This window comes from Rhodoblastus sp. (assembly GCF_052145335.1).
Classification (GTDB): Bacteria; Pseudomonadota; Alphaproteobacteria; order Rhizobiales; family Beijerinckiaceae; genus Rhodoblastus.
In genome coordinates this window covers 1-13,351 of sequence record NZ_JBKQOU010000272.1, presented here as the reverse complement: position 1 = coordinate 13,351, position 13,351 = coordinate 1, and the positions used below count along the sequence as shown (strand labels likewise).

At 63.3% G+C, this 13,351-nt stretch carries 14 protein-coding genes, 1 other RNA gene and 1 pseudogene; 10 read left to right on the top strand and 6 right to left on the bottom strand.

Annotated elements, in window-relative coordinates; all coding sequences use genetic code 11:
* Positions 1 to 489: pseudogene (locus tag ACLP2E_RS17015) on the top strand (CoA ester lyase); the annotation flags it as partial.
* 181 nt (positions 490 to 670) lie between these two features.
* Here the strand turns inward: ACLP2E_RS17015 and ACLP2E_RS17010 are convergent.
* Complete coding sequence (locus tag ACLP2E_RS17010) at positions 671 to 1,681, bottom strand: NADP-dependent oxidoreductase (protein ID WP_442466605.1); 1,011 nt, start codon at positions 1,679 to 1,681, stop codon at positions 671 to 673.
* Positions 1,682 to 1,761: 80 nt separating this feature from the next.
* Positions 1,762 to 2,577 (bottom strand): oxidoreductase, encoded by an 816-nt coding sequence (locus ACLP2E_RS17005; RefSeq protein WP_442462274.1) that lies wholly within the window; start codon positions 2,575 to 2,577, stop codon positions 1,762 to 1,764.
* A 144-nt stretch (positions 2,578 to 2,721) separates the two neighbouring features.
* On the opposite strand from ACLP2E_RS17005, the gene ACLP2E_RS17000 reads away from it, so the two are divergent.
* Complete coding sequence (locus tag ACLP2E_RS17000) at positions 2,722 to 3,291, top strand: TetR/AcrR family transcriptional regulator (protein ID WP_442466604.1); 570 nt, start codon at positions 2,722 to 2,724, stop codon at positions 3,289 to 3,291.
* Between the two features lie 229 nt (positions 3,292 to 3,520).
* On the opposite strand, the gene queC is transcribed toward ACLP2E_RS17000, so the two are convergent.
* Complete coding sequence (gene queC / locus ACLP2E_RS16995; RefSeq protein ID WP_442466603.1) at positions 3,521 to 4,210, bottom strand: 7-cyano-7-deazaguanine synthase QueC; 690 nt, start codon at positions 4,208 to 4,210, stop codon at positions 3,521 to 3,523.
* A gap of 137 nt (positions 4,211 to 4,347) precedes the next feature.
* On the opposite strand from queC, the gene ACLP2E_RS16990 reads away from it, so the two are divergent.
* Together ACLP2E_RS16990 and ACLP2E_RS16985 are read left to right on the top strand one after the other, a co-directional pair.
* On the top strand, positions 4,348 to 5,457 hold the full coding sequence (locus ACLP2E_RS16990) for an aminodeoxychorismate synthase component I (protein ID WP_442466602.1): 1,110 nt from the start codon (positions 4,348 to 4,350) through the stop codon (positions 5,455 to 5,457).
* Positions 5,424 to 6,074: an aminotransferase class IV family protein gene (locus ACLP2E_RS16985; RefSeq protein ID WP_442462278.1), complete on the top strand. Its 651-nt coding sequence runs from the start codon at positions 5,424 to 5,426 to the stop codon at positions 6,072 to 6,074. The genes ACLP2E_RS16990 and ACLP2E_RS16985 overlap by 34 nt, the downstream gene beginning before the upstream one ends.
* Here the strand turns inward: ACLP2E_RS16985 and nudC are convergent.
* Complete coding sequence (nudC, locus tag ACLP2E_RS16980) at positions 6,039 to 7,040, bottom strand: NAD(+) diphosphatase (RefSeq protein WP_442462279.1); 1,002 nt, start codon at positions 7,038 to 7,040, stop codon at positions 6,039 to 6,041. The two genes, ACLP2E_RS16985 and nudC, sit on opposite strands and share 36 nt — an antisense overlap.
* Positions 7,040 to 7,465, bottom strand: coding sequence for an HIT family protein (locus ACLP2E_RS16975; RefSeq protein ID WP_442466601.1), 426 nt, complete (start codon positions 7,463 to 7,465; stop codon positions 7,040 to 7,042). The genes nudC and ACLP2E_RS16975 overlap by 1 nt, the downstream gene beginning before the upstream one ends.
* 106 nt (positions 7,466 to 7,571) lie before the next feature.
* Between ACLP2E_RS16975 and ffs the strand changes: the two genes are divergently transcribed.
* From ffs to recR, 4 genes are all read left to right on the top strand, one after another.
* Positions 7,572 to 7,668, top strand: an RNA gene (ffs, locus tag ACLP2E_RS16970) — signal recognition particle sRNA small type.
* Between the two features lie 52 nt (positions 7,669 to 7,720).
* The gene (locus tag ACLP2E_RS16965; RefSeq protein WP_442466600.1) at positions 7,721 to 9,577 is read left to right on the top strand and encodes a DNA polymerase III subunit gamma/tau; all 1,857 of its coding nucleotides are present in this window, start codon (positions 7,721 to 7,723) and stop codon (positions 9,575 to 9,577) included.
* An 18-nt stretch (positions 9,578 to 9,595) separates the two neighbouring features.
* Positions 9,596 to 9,916, top strand: a complete 321-nt coding sequence (locus ACLP2E_RS16960; RefSeq protein WP_442462282.1) for a YbaB/EbfC family nucleoid-associated protein — start codon at positions 9,596 to 9,598, stop codon at positions 9,914 to 9,916.
* A gap of 136 nt (positions 9,917 to 10,052) precedes the next feature.
* Positions 10,053 to 10,658: a recombination mediator RecR gene (gene recR / locus ACLP2E_RS16955; RefSeq protein ID WP_442462283.1), complete on the top strand. Its 606-nt coding sequence runs from the start codon at positions 10,053 to 10,055 to the stop codon at positions 10,656 to 10,658.
* 22 nt (positions 10,659 to 10,680) lie between these two features.
* Here recR and ACLP2E_RS16950 read toward each other — a convergent pair whose 3' ends face one another.
* Positions 10,681 to 11,808 (bottom strand): DNA recombination protein RmuC, encoded by a 1,128-nt coding sequence (locus ACLP2E_RS16950; protein WP_442466599.1) that lies wholly within the window; start codon positions 11,806 to 11,808, stop codon positions 10,681 to 10,683.
* A gap of 123 nt (positions 11,809 to 11,931) precedes the next feature.
* Here ACLP2E_RS16950 and def point away from each other — a divergent pair, with 123 nt between their 5' ends.
* Positions 11,932 to 12,495, top strand: coding sequence for a peptide deformylase (gene def, locus ACLP2E_RS16945; protein ID WP_442462285.1), 564 nt, complete (start codon positions 11,932 to 11,934; stop codon positions 12,493 to 12,495).
* A gap of 3 nt (positions 12,496 to 12,498) precedes the next feature.
* Positions 12,499 to 13,351 (top strand): methionyl-tRNA formyltransferase (gene fmt, locus ACLP2E_RS16940; protein WP_442466598.1); only part of this gene is annotated, 853 nt, incomplete at its 3' end.

Sequence of the window (13,351 nt, the reverse complement as noted above, 5' to 3'; positions counted from 1 at the left end):
ATGCCGGGCAGGCCGGACGGGATCATCCTCCCCGACGCCTCCGGCGGCCGCGACATCCAGCATCTCGGCGCCAAACTGGCGGTGCGCGAGGCGGAAAATAATCTGGCCGAAGGCGCCTTGAAAATTCTGGCCCTGGTCGGCGATTCGCCCGCCGCGCTGTTTGAACTCGGCTCCATCGCGCGCGCTTCCCGCCGGCTGATCGGCCTTGGCCGCAACGAGCGGCTTCTGGCGCAAAGGCTGAGGGTTTTGGCGCGAAACGGCGACGAGCCGCCGGAGCCTTTGCGCGTGGCGCGCAGCTTCTGCCTGTTCGCCGCCGCCGCCGCGGGGACCAAAGCCTATGATTGCGCCGAACCGGCCGAGAGCGAGGATTTTTCACGCATCTGCGAGCAGGCGGCGCGCGATGGTTTTGCGGGAAAAATCGTGGTGAGCGCGGCGCAGGCGGTCATCGTCAACGCGGCTTTTGCGGCGAGGAGTTCGACCGGAGATTGAAAACCCGAACCATGGGCGGCGCCACGCATGGTCAAAATCACACGCTTGGCGCCGTCGGGCTACGGCAAGAATCGGCGGAAAGCCGAAGTCCACTGACGCCTCCAGCAAGGGCAAGGAAGGGCGGAAAGCCGACCCTGATTGCCCGACCGCTTCCAGAACAATCAGCGGTCGGAGCTCCAGTTCATGATTTCTGCTCTATGTTGATGACGACCTTGCCTTTGGCGCGCCCGGACTCGACATAGGACAGCGCATCCCCCGTCGCCTCAAATGGGAACACCTTGTCGACGACCGGTCGGATCGCGCCGGATTCAATCAGCGACGTGATCTCGCTCAATTGCTTCCCATCGGCTCGCATGAACAGGAACGAATAACTTATGCCGAGGTCCTTCGCCTTTTTCCGGACCGCCCGGCTTAGCAGGCGCATGACCAGTTTCAGGAACGGGTTCAGACCGAATTCTTTGGCGAAAGCAGGGTCGGGCGGCCCGGAAATCGAAATGAGCCGGCCACCAGGCTTGAGCACACCCAAAGATTTCACTAGCGTCTTTGGATCTTGACTGTTCAGCACGAGATCATAGCCAGACAGGACTTTATCGAATTCCTGCGTCTTGTAGTCGACAACCACGTCCGCCCCGAGACCTTTGACCAAATCGGCATTCTTGGCGCTGGTTGTCGTCGCAACCGTAGCGCCGAGATGCTTGGCGAGCTGGATGGCAAAAGTCCCGACGCCGCCGGAACCGGCCTGGATGAATACCTTCTGGCCCGGCTTCACTTTGCCCACTTCGACCAGCGCCTGCCACGCGGTCAGCCCGACCAGCGGGATGGACGCCGCTTCCGTCATGCTGAGGTTTTTTGGCTTCAGCGCGACGTCGGCTTCGTCGATGGCGATGAATTCGGCGAATGTGCCGACGCGATGGTCGCGCGGCCGCGCGTAGATTTCGTCGCCCACCTTGAACCGCCCGACCTTGGGGCCAATCCTGACAATTTTTCCGGCGACGTCATGCCCCAGCACGAAGGGCGGACGATAGGGAAGAAGAAGCTTGAACTCTCCGTCTCTGAGCTTGGAATCGAGAAGATTGACGGCGGTGGCGTGTATCTGGACCAGGACGTCATTGTCCTGCAATTCCGGCTCCGGCACGTTGGCTAGGCGAAGGGCGCCCTTCTTCTTGTATTTATCGACGACGAATGCCTTCATCGGTTTTCTCCACTCTGAAGCTAGCAACGGCGTCAGGCGCCAATGAAGGTTAGGCGCGGACTTGTTCGTCCGCTGCTGCCTTAGCTGGGCAGCCCGAACTGCTTACGCAGGCTCTTTTCGAACATGCCTGCGGGCACGAACCGACGCGCGAAGGTGAGCTGCTTCGCGGCCTTGCCGGCGGGATAGCGGCGCTTCAAGCTCGCTGCGGTCGCAGCCATGACCACGGCGTCGGCGACCACTTCGGGGGGGTCGCCGATAGCCACCGCCTCGCGCATGAGCTTGGCCGCACCAGTACGAGCTTCGTCGTATTCCTTCATCTCGCCGTCCGGCTTGAGCGCCCCCTGATCGAAGGAAGTCCGGGTAAACGCTGGCTCGATCAGCGTCACGCGTACATTGAAGGCACGGGTCTCGTGGTCAAGCGACTCCGAATATCCTTCGACCGCATGCTTCGTTGCGCTGTAGTAGGCGGCATAGGGTGACGGGATGAACCCGAGCACCGAGCTGATATTGATGATCCGTCCGGCGCCAGCGTTGCGCATCGACGGCAGTACGGCGTTGGTCATGCGCAAAACGCCGAAGAAATTGACCTCGAACAGTGACTTTGTCTGCGCGATCGAGAATTCCTCGGCCCCACCGATGATGCCGAGACCGGCGTTGTTCACCAGAAGGTCGATCCGGCCAGTCCGCGACAGCACGTCAGAAACGAGCTGAGTTACTGATGAATCGTCAGTCACATCGCATGTCAGCATGGTGACCTGCTTCGGCCCATCCGCAATCACCCGACGACTTGTCCCGAAGACAATAAATCCCCTGCGCGCCAGCGCTTCGGCCGTGGCCTTGCCGATGCCCGACGAGGCTCCGGTCACGATTGCGACTTTTCCTGTTTGAGTTTCCATCGATTCCTCCAATTGCTCCAGGTAGATCGCCGGCCCAACATTCTTTCGTGGCGATCAAGCGGCGGCTTATTCATGATGATCATCATGTTTGATATTTATGATAGTGATCATGTATGATGTCAATCGGAATGTGGGGAGACAGAAATGAGAGTGAGCCGGGAGCAGGTTCTGGAGAACAAGCGGACAATTCTGGCGGCGGCGAGTCGGCTGTTCCGGGAGCATGGCTTCGAGTCCGTCACGGTGACCGACGTTATGAAGTCAGCGGGGCTCACGCATGGCGGGTTCTATGGCTATTTCAAATCCAAGGATGATTTGATCGCCCAAGCTTTGGCCGACGTAATGGGGCGCTCCGAGGCGCCGCCCGGCGATCTAGGGGCGCTTGCAGAACAATATCTGTCCGCCGACCACCGAGACAATTGCGCGGCCGGCTGTCCGGTTGCCGCGCTCGCATCGGAGATCGTCCGTCAACCTGGCGGCGCCCGCGCCGAAATGACAGCGGGGCTTGAGCGGCAGATCGAGCGCCTCAGCCGAGTCGCTCCTGGTCCGGATGCGGTGAGCAAGCGCCGCGCGGCGGTCGGCAGTTGGGCGGCGATGGTAGGCGCCTTGATCCTGGCGCGCATGAGCAACGACTCCGAACTGTCCGACGAGATCCTGAGCGAGACAAGAGCCTGGCTCGCCGCGCAAGCCCAGATGGGCCCAGGGCACGAGGCGTAAGCCCCAATGTGGAACTACAGCGGCGAACTCGCGAACGGCAGAATTAGGCCGTTCGTTCGCCTGCCGCGCGAGCACCGCCAAATGCCGCTTCGAATCACGAATACGCATTTAACCGAAGCGGGGAAAGTCCGCTGAAAAAGCTGCTGCGGCCATTGCCAGAAAAGCTTGAAAGACGCGTTTGAGCCGAATCCTGTCGTCGCTATAGGGAACTAACGTGCCATTTTGACGATTAGCGCCCCGTCCGCCAGTTCTTAAAACCCTGCGCCCGCAACCGGCAGGCGGGGCACTCGCCGCAGCCATAGCCCCAGTCGTGGCGCGCGCCGCGTTCGCCGAGATAGCAGGTATGGCTGTGTTCGACGATCGCCTCGACCAGAGCGGGGCCGCCGAGTTGTTCCGCCAAGGCCCAGCTTTGCGCCTTGTCGATCCACATCAGCGGCGTTTCCAGCACGAAGCGGCTCTCCATGCCGATGTTCAGCGCCACCTGCATCGCCTTGATCGCGTCGTCGCGGCAATCGGGATAGCCGGAGAAATCAGTCTCGCACATGCCGCCGACGATGCGCGTCAGGCCGCGCCGATAGGCCAGCGCCGCGGCGAAGGCGAGGAAGATCAGGTTGCGGCCGGGCACGAAAGTATTGGGCAGGTTCTTCGCGCCCATTTCGATGGCCTTGTCGCTGGTCAGGGCGGTGTCGGAAATGGCGCCCAGGACTGAGAGGTCGAGCACATGGTCCGGCCCCAACCTCTGCGCCCATCGCGGCTTGATCGCCACAAGAGCGTCGCGCAGCACGGCCCGCTGCTCCAGTTCGATGCGATGGCGCTGGCCATAGTCGAAGCCGAGCGTTTCGACCCGCTCATAACGCTCGAGCGCCCAGGCGAGACAGGTCGTCGAATCCTGGCCGCCCGAAAACAGCACCAAAGCCATGGAATTTTCTCCGCGCCAAGCCGTTCTTGCTACACAAAAGCGGCGGAAGCGTCCATCGCGACGATGCGGGCTTTCGCAAACGCCCTTCCCGCGCTATCTGGCTCATCGTTCGCGCGGAAAACTGGACTGTACCGCCTTTGCGCCCTTTTTGCCTGATCGAGGATGCCGACGCCGGCGGCGCGCTGCTGTTTGCGGACATGCGCGAGAAAATCGTCGCCTTCACAGCGGAGGAAGTCGCGCCGGCTTTGGCGTCGATGCAGGCGGCGAGCGAGGCCGGGCGCCACCTCGCTGGCGTCATGGCCTACGAATGCGGCTATGCTTTCGAGCAGCGCTTGCAAAAACTCCTGCCGGAGCGCAGCCGGCGCCCCTTGCTGCAGTTCGGCGTATTCGACGCGCCGCGCGAGGTAAAAATCCGCGCGGAAAAACCGGCGGCGGTCACGGATCTGCTGCCGTCGTGGGATTTCTCCGACTATCGAAAGCGCTTCGACGCCTGCCGCCAATATATCGGCGCGGGCGATGTCTACCAGATCAACCTGACCTTCCCTTTCACCGGGCGTTGCCAGGGCGAGCCGCTCGATCTTTACGCCCTGCTGCGGCAGCGACAGCCCGCGCAATTGGGCGGGGTGGTGGCGCTGGGCGACCGGACCGTCATCTCGTTGTCGCCGGAGCGTTTTTTTACCAAGCGGGGGCGAAAAATTTTCACCCGGCCGATGAAAGGCACCGCGCCGCGCGGCGCCAATCCGGAGCAGGACGCCGCTTTCGCCTCGGCGCTGGCGCAAGACGAGAAAAACCGCGCCGAAAACCTGATGATCGTCGACTTGCTGCGCAACGATCTCAGCCGTCTGTCAGAGGTCGGATCCGTGCGCGTCACCGATCTGTTTTCGGTGGCGACATTTCCGACCCTGCACCAGATGACCTCCGGGGTGGAGGCGATCTTGCGGGAAAATCTCTCCATCGCCGAGATTTTCGCCGGCCTGTTTCCCTGCGGCTCGATCACCGGCGCCCCAAAAATCCGCGCCATGGAAATCATCGCCGAACAGGAAAGATTCGCCCGCGAAAATTATTGCGGCGCTCTTGGCCATATCGCGCCAAATGGCGACATGCGCTTCAATGTCGCCATTCGCACCTTGACGCTCGACGGACGCGGCTGGCTGGCCTGTCCGGTAGGCTCGGCCATTGTCGCGGATTCGCAGGCGCGGGAGGAATATGAGGAATGTCTGCTCAAGGCGCGCTTCCTGACGGGCTGAAGGATTTCGGCCTGATCGAGACTTTGCTGTGGACGGGCGAGGACGGCTATTTTTTGCTCGCCGGCCACGAAGCGCGGCTGAAAAATTCGGCCGCCGCGCTCGGTTTCGCTTTCGAGAAAAAGGCCTTCGACGACGCCTTGGCGCGAGCCTGCGCCGACGCGCCGAAAGTACGGTTACGCGTCCGGCTGCTCCTGCTTCGCAACGGCTCGATTGAGGCGACGACGGCCGCCTTCGAGCCGGAGCGGGCGGAAAAAATCTGGCGCGTCGGCGTCGCGAAAAAGCGTTTCGATTCGCGCGATCCGTGGCTGCGTCACAAGACCACGCGCCGGGAGATTTACGAAAGCGCCCTCGCCGAAGCGCAAGGCGCCGATGAAGTCGTTTTCCTCAATGAAAAAGATGAAATCTGCGAAGGCGCGCGGACCAATGTCTTTGTCGGCGTCGGCGGCGCGCTTTCGACCCCGCCTCTGTCCAGCGGCCTGCTGCCGGGGGTTTTCCGCGCCGATCTCCTGGCCCGAGGCGAGGCGAGCGAAAAAATCCTGGCGCTCGACGATTTGCGCCGCGGTTTTTTCCTCGGCAATTCCTTACGCGGACTTTTGCGCGCGCGTCTGGACGACTGAAGGAACCTCCTCGGCCAGCCATTGCTCCAGCAACTGGCGGGCGATGGAGATTTTCGGCGGCGCGAAAAATCCTTCGGCGTGCTGCTCCTCGACCATGGCGCGCGCCTCGGCGCGACTGAACCAGCGGCAGTCCTCCAACTCGTCGTCGCCCAAGCGGATTTCGCGCGACAGCGCCTGCGCGCGGAAGCCGAACATCAGCGAGGCGGGAAAGGGCCACGGCTGCGAGGCGGCGTAAGTCACCTCGCCGATGAGGACGCCAGCCTCTTCCATCACTTCGCGCCGCACCGCCTCTTCCAGGGCCTCGCCGCTTTCGACATAGCCGGCGAGGCAGGAATACATTTTTTCGGGAAAATGCCGGGCGCGTCCGAGCAGGCAATTTTCGCCATCGACCACCAGCATGATCGCCACCGGATCGGTGCGCGGAAAATGCCGCGCCCCGCAGGCCGGGCAATCGCGCCGCCAGCCTGCGGCGGCAACGATCGTCGCCACGCCGCAGCGCGCGCAAAAACCATGCGTCGCATGATAATGCAGCACGGATTTGGCCTGCGCCAGAACCGCGAGTTCCGGCCGGCCAAGCCGCTTCTTGACCGCCAACGTCCGCAAATCGTGAATTTGCAGGCCGGGATCCTTGGGCAGGAGCCATTTCCTCAGATCGAGGGCGCCGGAACCCGCCGGCTCTTGCGCCTGGGCGGCGTCGTCCGGCAGCAGCAAGGCGAAAACCGGCCCCTTATCGTCGCGGCCAAGCAGAACCTCCGTAGTCGCCGCGCCCAGCCCCCGCGCCTGCGCGAGTGGATGCCGGGCGCTCAAGTCCTCGCCTTCCATGCGCAGGATCGGCATGGATTGGACGAAAACCACCGCCCTCGCCGCCGGATCGGCCGCCAGCCGCGCCAGCGCTTGCGCGTCCTCGCGAAGTTGCGACAGGCGGTCGAGCGGGTTGCCGGCAAAGCCTTGGACGGGATCGGGCATCAACTCTCCTTAAACAACGCGCAATCAAGCATGCGGCGCAAATCGGCGACAAGCCGCGCGGCCAAATCCGGTTCGTAGCGCGCCGCCTCGCCGACGCCCCAGACCGGGTCCGGCCAAGCGGCGTCGTTGGCAAAACGCGCGACCACATGCATATGCAATTGCGGGACCATGTTGCCGAGGGCGGCGATATTGATTTTTTTCGCGCCTAGATAAATTTTCAGCCTTTCGCCCGCCAGCGTCGCCTCTTCGATGAGAATGGCGCGTTCGGACGGCGCGAGATCGTGGACTTCGCTCAAGTCCTCGCGGCGCGGAACCAGGATCAGCCAGGGAAAGCGGCTGTCATTCATCAGAAGGATGCGGCACAGGGGCAGGTCGCCGACCAAAAAAGTGTCGGCGGCGAGGCGGGAATCGAGTTGAAAAGTCATCCGGCCTCCGAAAAAGTCGCCCGTCGGAGTTAACGCCTTCGCGCCGGCGACACAAGCGGCGCCAGCCCCTCTTGCGAAATCGGCGGCGATGGTCCAAATAGGCGTCGGGAGGTTGGCGGTGGACGTTCCACTCGCCAACCGGGTCAGGTCCGGAAGGAAGCAGCCCTAACGAGAACGGGCGGGTCTTCGTCCAGCCTCCCACCTTTTGTCATTTTGCGCGCCCGACAACCGCTGGCGCCCTCCATCGGCGGTTCGATGATCGACGATTCCGCGCAAAACCCGACAGAAGCGCCGCCTGGCGGCGGCCTGTTCACGGACGAGCCGCCAAGACCGGCGCAACCCGCCGCCTATCGCGTGCTGGCGCGCAAATATCGCCCTTCGCGTTTCGAGGACCTGATCGGCCAGGAGCCGATGGTTCGCACCCTCTCCAACGCCTTCGATCTCGGCCGCATCCATCAGGCCTATATGCTGACCGGCGTGCGCGGCGTCGGCAAGACCACCACCGCGCGCATCCTTGCCCGCGCTTTCAATTACGAAGTTTCCGCCCGCGACGGGCGCCCGGCGATCGACAAGCCGACCATCCACATGAATGAGGTCGGCGTCCATTGTCAGGCGATCATGGAATCGCGCCATGTCGATGTCATCGAAATGGACGCGGCCTCCCATACCGGCATCGAAGACGTGCGCGAGATCATCGAAAGCGCGCGCTACAAGCCGGTGATGGCGCGCACCAAAGTCTACATCATCGACGAAGTGCACATGCTGTCGAAAGCGGCCTTCAACGGCCTGTTGAAGACGCTCGAAGAGCCGCCGGAACACGTCAAGTTCCTGTTCGCCACGACCGAAATCGAGAAAGTGCCGTTGACGGTGCGCTCGCGCTGCCTGCGTTTCGACCTGCGGCGCGTCGAGTCCGAGGTTCTGACCCGCCATCTCGCCTCGATTTGCGACAAGGAAAAGGTCGACGTCGATCACGAGGCCCTGAGCCTGATCGCGCGCGCTTCCGAAGGCTCGGTGCGCGACGCGCTCTCGCTGCTCGACCAGGCCATCGCCCACGGCGCCGGAGCGCCGATCCACGCCGGCGATTTGCGGATGATGCTCGGCCTCGCCGACCGCTCGCGCATCATCGACCTGTTCGAGACCCTGATGAAGGGCGACGTGGCCGCCGCTCTGGCCAACCTTAGGGACCAGTATGACAGCGGCGCCGATCCCGGCCAGGTGCTGGTCGAACTGGCGGAATTCGTGCATTTCGTGACCAGGGCCAAAGTCGCGCCCGATCTCGTCGATCCTTCCGCCACCCAAGCCGAGCGCCAGCGCGGCGCCGTCCTGGCGCAGGAGCTTTCGATGTCCGTGCTGTCGCGCGCCTGGCAAATCCTGCTCAAGGGCGTGCAGGAAACCAGGGATTCGCCACGACCGCTGGCGGCCGCCGACATGGTTCTGGTGCGGCTCGCCTATGCCGCCGACCTGCCTTCGCCGGAAGAAGTGCTGAAAAGACTGAGCCAGCCCGTCGAGAATCCCGGGGCTTCCTCGCCTCGCGGCGGGGCGCCGCCCCCCTCGGGTTCGAGCGGCGCCGCGCGCAGCGCGCCGCGCCTGGCCGCGACGCAACCTTATCTCGCCCCGCCGCCGCCCGCCGCGCCCGAAAGCCCGCCGGAAAACACGCCTCGCCTGGTGCTGAAATCCTTCGCCGAGCTGGTGGCCTTGGCCGGGACGCAGCGCGATATCCAGATCAAGACGGCGCTGGAGCGCGACGTGCGGCTGGTGCGTTTCGAATCCGGCCTGCTGGAATTTTCGTTGGCGCCGGGCGGCTCGCCCGGATTGCCGGCGCAATTGACGCGCAAATTGCAGGACTGGACCGGACAGCGCTGGATGGTGGCCTTGTCCACCGCTTCGGGCGCGCCGAGCCTGTTGGAACAGGCCGCGGCAAAGGAAAACCAGCGGCGGGTGGGCGTGCAGGCGCATCCTCTGGTGCGCGCGACGCTCGAACAGTTTCCCGGCGCGGTCATTGTCGCGGTGCGCGGCGGCGAGGCCGAGCCTGCCGCAATGTCGAGCGAAAATACGCCGGCGGAGGCCGATGACGTCGGCTACGTCGAGGATTCCCAAGACGATGACTTTTAGCTAGACGAGGATTTTTAGATGGACATCATGGGTTTGATGAAAAAGGCCGGCGCCATGCAGGCCAAGATGGCCGAAATGCAGGCCGAACTCGACAATATCACCGTCGAGGGCTTTTCCGGCGGCGGCTTGGTGAAGGTCACGCTCACCGCCAAGGGCGCGTTGCAGGGTCTGTCGGTCGACCCATCCCTGCTCAAGGTCGAGGAGAAGGAAATTCTCGAAGACCTGATCGTCGCCGCCCACGCCGACGCCCGGCGCAAGGCTGAGTCGCTGATGGAAGAAAAGATGAAGGACCTGACGGCGGGGCTGCAATTGCCGCCGGGCATGAAGATGCCTTTCTAATCATTGCCCTTGTCGCTTTTGCGATAAGGGCGCCCCTCGCTTCAGCTCGGCGTCGCTCTTTCGAGTTTGACGCGCCGCCAGGGCGGCGCTTTTGCGCTCCTGGCGCCCTTTGGGCGCGTTTTTTCGGAACTTACAAATGGCCGAGCGCATCGCCGGACCGGAAATCGAGCGGTTGATTCAATTGCTCGCGCGCCTGCCGGGACTGGGGCCGCGCTCGGCGCGCCGCGCCGCGCTGCATCTTATTCGCAAGCGCGAGGAATTGCTCGGCCCGCTCGCCGACGCCATGAGGGTGGCCAAGGAAAAAATCGTCACCTGCTCGATCTGCGGCAATATCGACACCAGCGACCCCTGCGCCATTTGCAGCGATCCGCGCCGCGATGGCTCCACCATCATGGTGGTGGAGACTATCGGCGATCTCTGGGCGCTGGAGCGCGCCAACATCCTGTCGGCGCGCTATCACGTGCTCGGCGGCGCCCTGTCGCCGCTCGATGGCGTCGGGCCGGACGATCTGAATATTGCAAAACTGGTGGGACGCGTCGCCGAAGGCGGGGTGCGGGAAGTGATTCTGGCGGTCAACGCCACGGTCGATGGTCAGACCACGGCGCATTACATTACCGAAATGCTGGCCCATCTCGGCGTGAAATGCACCCGCCTCGCCCATGGCATGCCGGTCGGCGGGGAACTGGATTATCTCGACGAAGGCACGCTGGCCGCAGCCTTGAGGAGCCGGACGGATTTGTGACGGCGTGGGAACGAGCGGCGACCTACTGCGCCGCCGACATGATTTCCGACCCTTCCGGCGGCTGTGCGAAATCGATCTTCTCGATCCGCTCCCCGCAGCGGGCGATTTTTTCCGACGAGACCAGAATCGCCGAGACATCCTCCTGCGACTGGCGGAAATGGCCCTCCAACTTGAGGACCCTTTGTCGCAGGCGTAAAACATCCTCGACAAGACGCCGTGTCTCGGCTTGAATCACATGGGCCTGATCGCGCACCAGGGCGTCGCGCACCAGGGCCTGCAAGACCTGGATCGCCATCATCAAAAGCGAGGGCGAGACGATCAGCACGCGGGCGCGATGCGCCTTCTGGATCACATCCTCGAAAGACTCGTGCAAGTCGGCGAACAGCGATTCCGAGGGGACGAACAGGATCGCCACGTCCTGCGTCTCGCCCGGCAGCAGATAGCGCTCTGCGATATCCTTGACGTGCTTGCCGAGATCGGCGCGCACCCGCGCCTGCGCCAGTTTCTTCGCAGCCTCGTCGCCAGCCTCCTTCAGCGCCGAAAAAGCTTCGAGCGGAAACTTGGCGTCCACGGCCAGAAACTTGTCGTCGCCCGGCAGGCGCAATACGCAATCGGGCCGCGCCCCGGTCGAGAGCGTGTGCTGGAACTTGAAAGCGCTGGCCGGCAGGGCGTCGCGGATGATCGCCTCCATCCGCCCTTGGCCGAAGGCGCCGCGCGCCTGTTTGTTGGCGAGAATTTCCTTCAGGCCGATCACTTCCTGAGTCAGGCCGGCCAATCGCGCCTGCGCCGCGTCGATCAGCCCCAGCCTCTCGTTCAGGGCGCCGAGATTTTCCAAGGTGGCGCGCGACGAAGTCTCTAACCGCTCATTGACCCGATGGGCCGAGGAATCGAGCTTTTCCGCCACCGCGCGGGCGAAATCCGCCTGCCTTCCGCCTAAAATCTCGGCCAGCGTCTGCATCCGCCCAGCCAATTCGGCGTGATTGCGCGCGAGCGCCGCCATTTGCGCGTCGGTCTCGGCCCGCCGCCGGCCGCCCGATCCGCGCAAAGCCGCGAAGGCCAGCACAAGCAGAGCCAAAACTGCCGCCACGCTCAAGAATTCGTGAACGGTGACGGGGATGGCGAAAACTTCGAACAGATGGCGATCATTCATGGCGCGAATAGAGCAAAAAGAAATGAACAAATAAAGAACACAAAACCGGTTCCCTGGCAAACCGGATTTGACGACGGCGCGCCTCACCCCTATTTCAAGAGATCGAATTCGAAAGTCAGCTTCATGGCCATACGCCCTATCCTGTGCCTGCCCGATCCCCGCCTGCGCGCCGTCAGCGAAAAAGTCGGCGTCGTGGACGACGCCGTGCGCGCTCTGATGGATGACATGCTGGAAACCATGTATGACGCGCCCGGCATAGGCTTGGCGGCGATCCAGATCGGCGTCGCCAGGCGCGTCATCGTCATGGACCTCGCCAGGAAGGACGAGGAGCCGGCGCCGCGCTTTTTCGCCGATCCGGAAATCCTCGAAACCTCGCAAGAGGAATCGGTCTACGAGGAAGGCTGCCTGTCCATTCCGGAATATTACGAGGAAGTGTCGCGGCCGGCGAAAATCCGCGTGCGCTATCTCGACCGCGACAACAAGCGTTGCGAAATCGAGGCCGAGGGCCTGCTCGCCACCTGTCTGCAGCACGAGATGGATCATCTCGAAGGCAAATTGTTCATCGACCATTTGTCACGGCTGAAACGCGAGCGGGCGATCAAGAAATTCACCAAGGCTGCGCGGCAGGACGCGCCCGGCGCCCCCAGAAGAGCCCCGGAAATCCGCGAAAAGCAGAGTGGTCTCTGAGACATGCGCGTCATTTTCATGGGCACGCCGGATTTCGCGCTGGCGCCGCTGGCGGAGATTTTTGGCCGCGGGCATGAGATTGTCGCCGTCTATTCGCGCGCGCCCAAACCCGCCGGTCGGCGCGGGCTGGAGCTGACCCCCTCGCCGGTTCATGCCGCCGCCGAGCGTTACGGCCTGAAGGTGCTGACGCCGAAGAATTTTCGCGAGCCGGAGGGCGTGGCCGAGTTCCGGGCCTTTGACGCCGATGTGGCGGTGGTCGTCGCCTATGGCTTGATCCTGCCTAGGGCCGTGCTCGAGGCGCCGAAATTCGGCTGCCTCAACCTGCACGCCTCGCTGCTGCCGCGCTGGCGCGGCGCGGCGCCGATTCAGCGCGCCATCATGGAAGGCGACCGGGAAACCGGGATCATGGTCATGCAGATGGAGGAAGGTCTCGACACCGGCCCCATCGCCATGGCGGAAAAGCTGGCGATCCCGCCCGACATGACCGCCGGCGAGGCCCATGACAAGCTGTCCCTGCTCGGCGCCGACCTGATCGGCCGGGCGTTGGCGGCGCTGGAGCGCGGCGGCCTGACCTTCCAGCCGCAGGCCGAAGAGGGCCTGCTTTACGCCAAAAAGATCGACAAGGCGGAAGCGCGGGTGGACTTTTCGCAAGCCTCGCAAAAACTGCACAATCTCGTTCGCGGCCTGTCGCCCTTTCCCGGCGCCTTTTTCGAAATGGATTTCGGCAAGGGCCTTGAGCGCGTGAAAATTTTACGCACGACACTGTCGGAGGGGGCCGGCAAGCCGGGCGAAATCCTCGACGACACGCCGCGCATCGCCTGCGGCGACGGCGCCCTGACTTTGGTCGAGGTTCAAA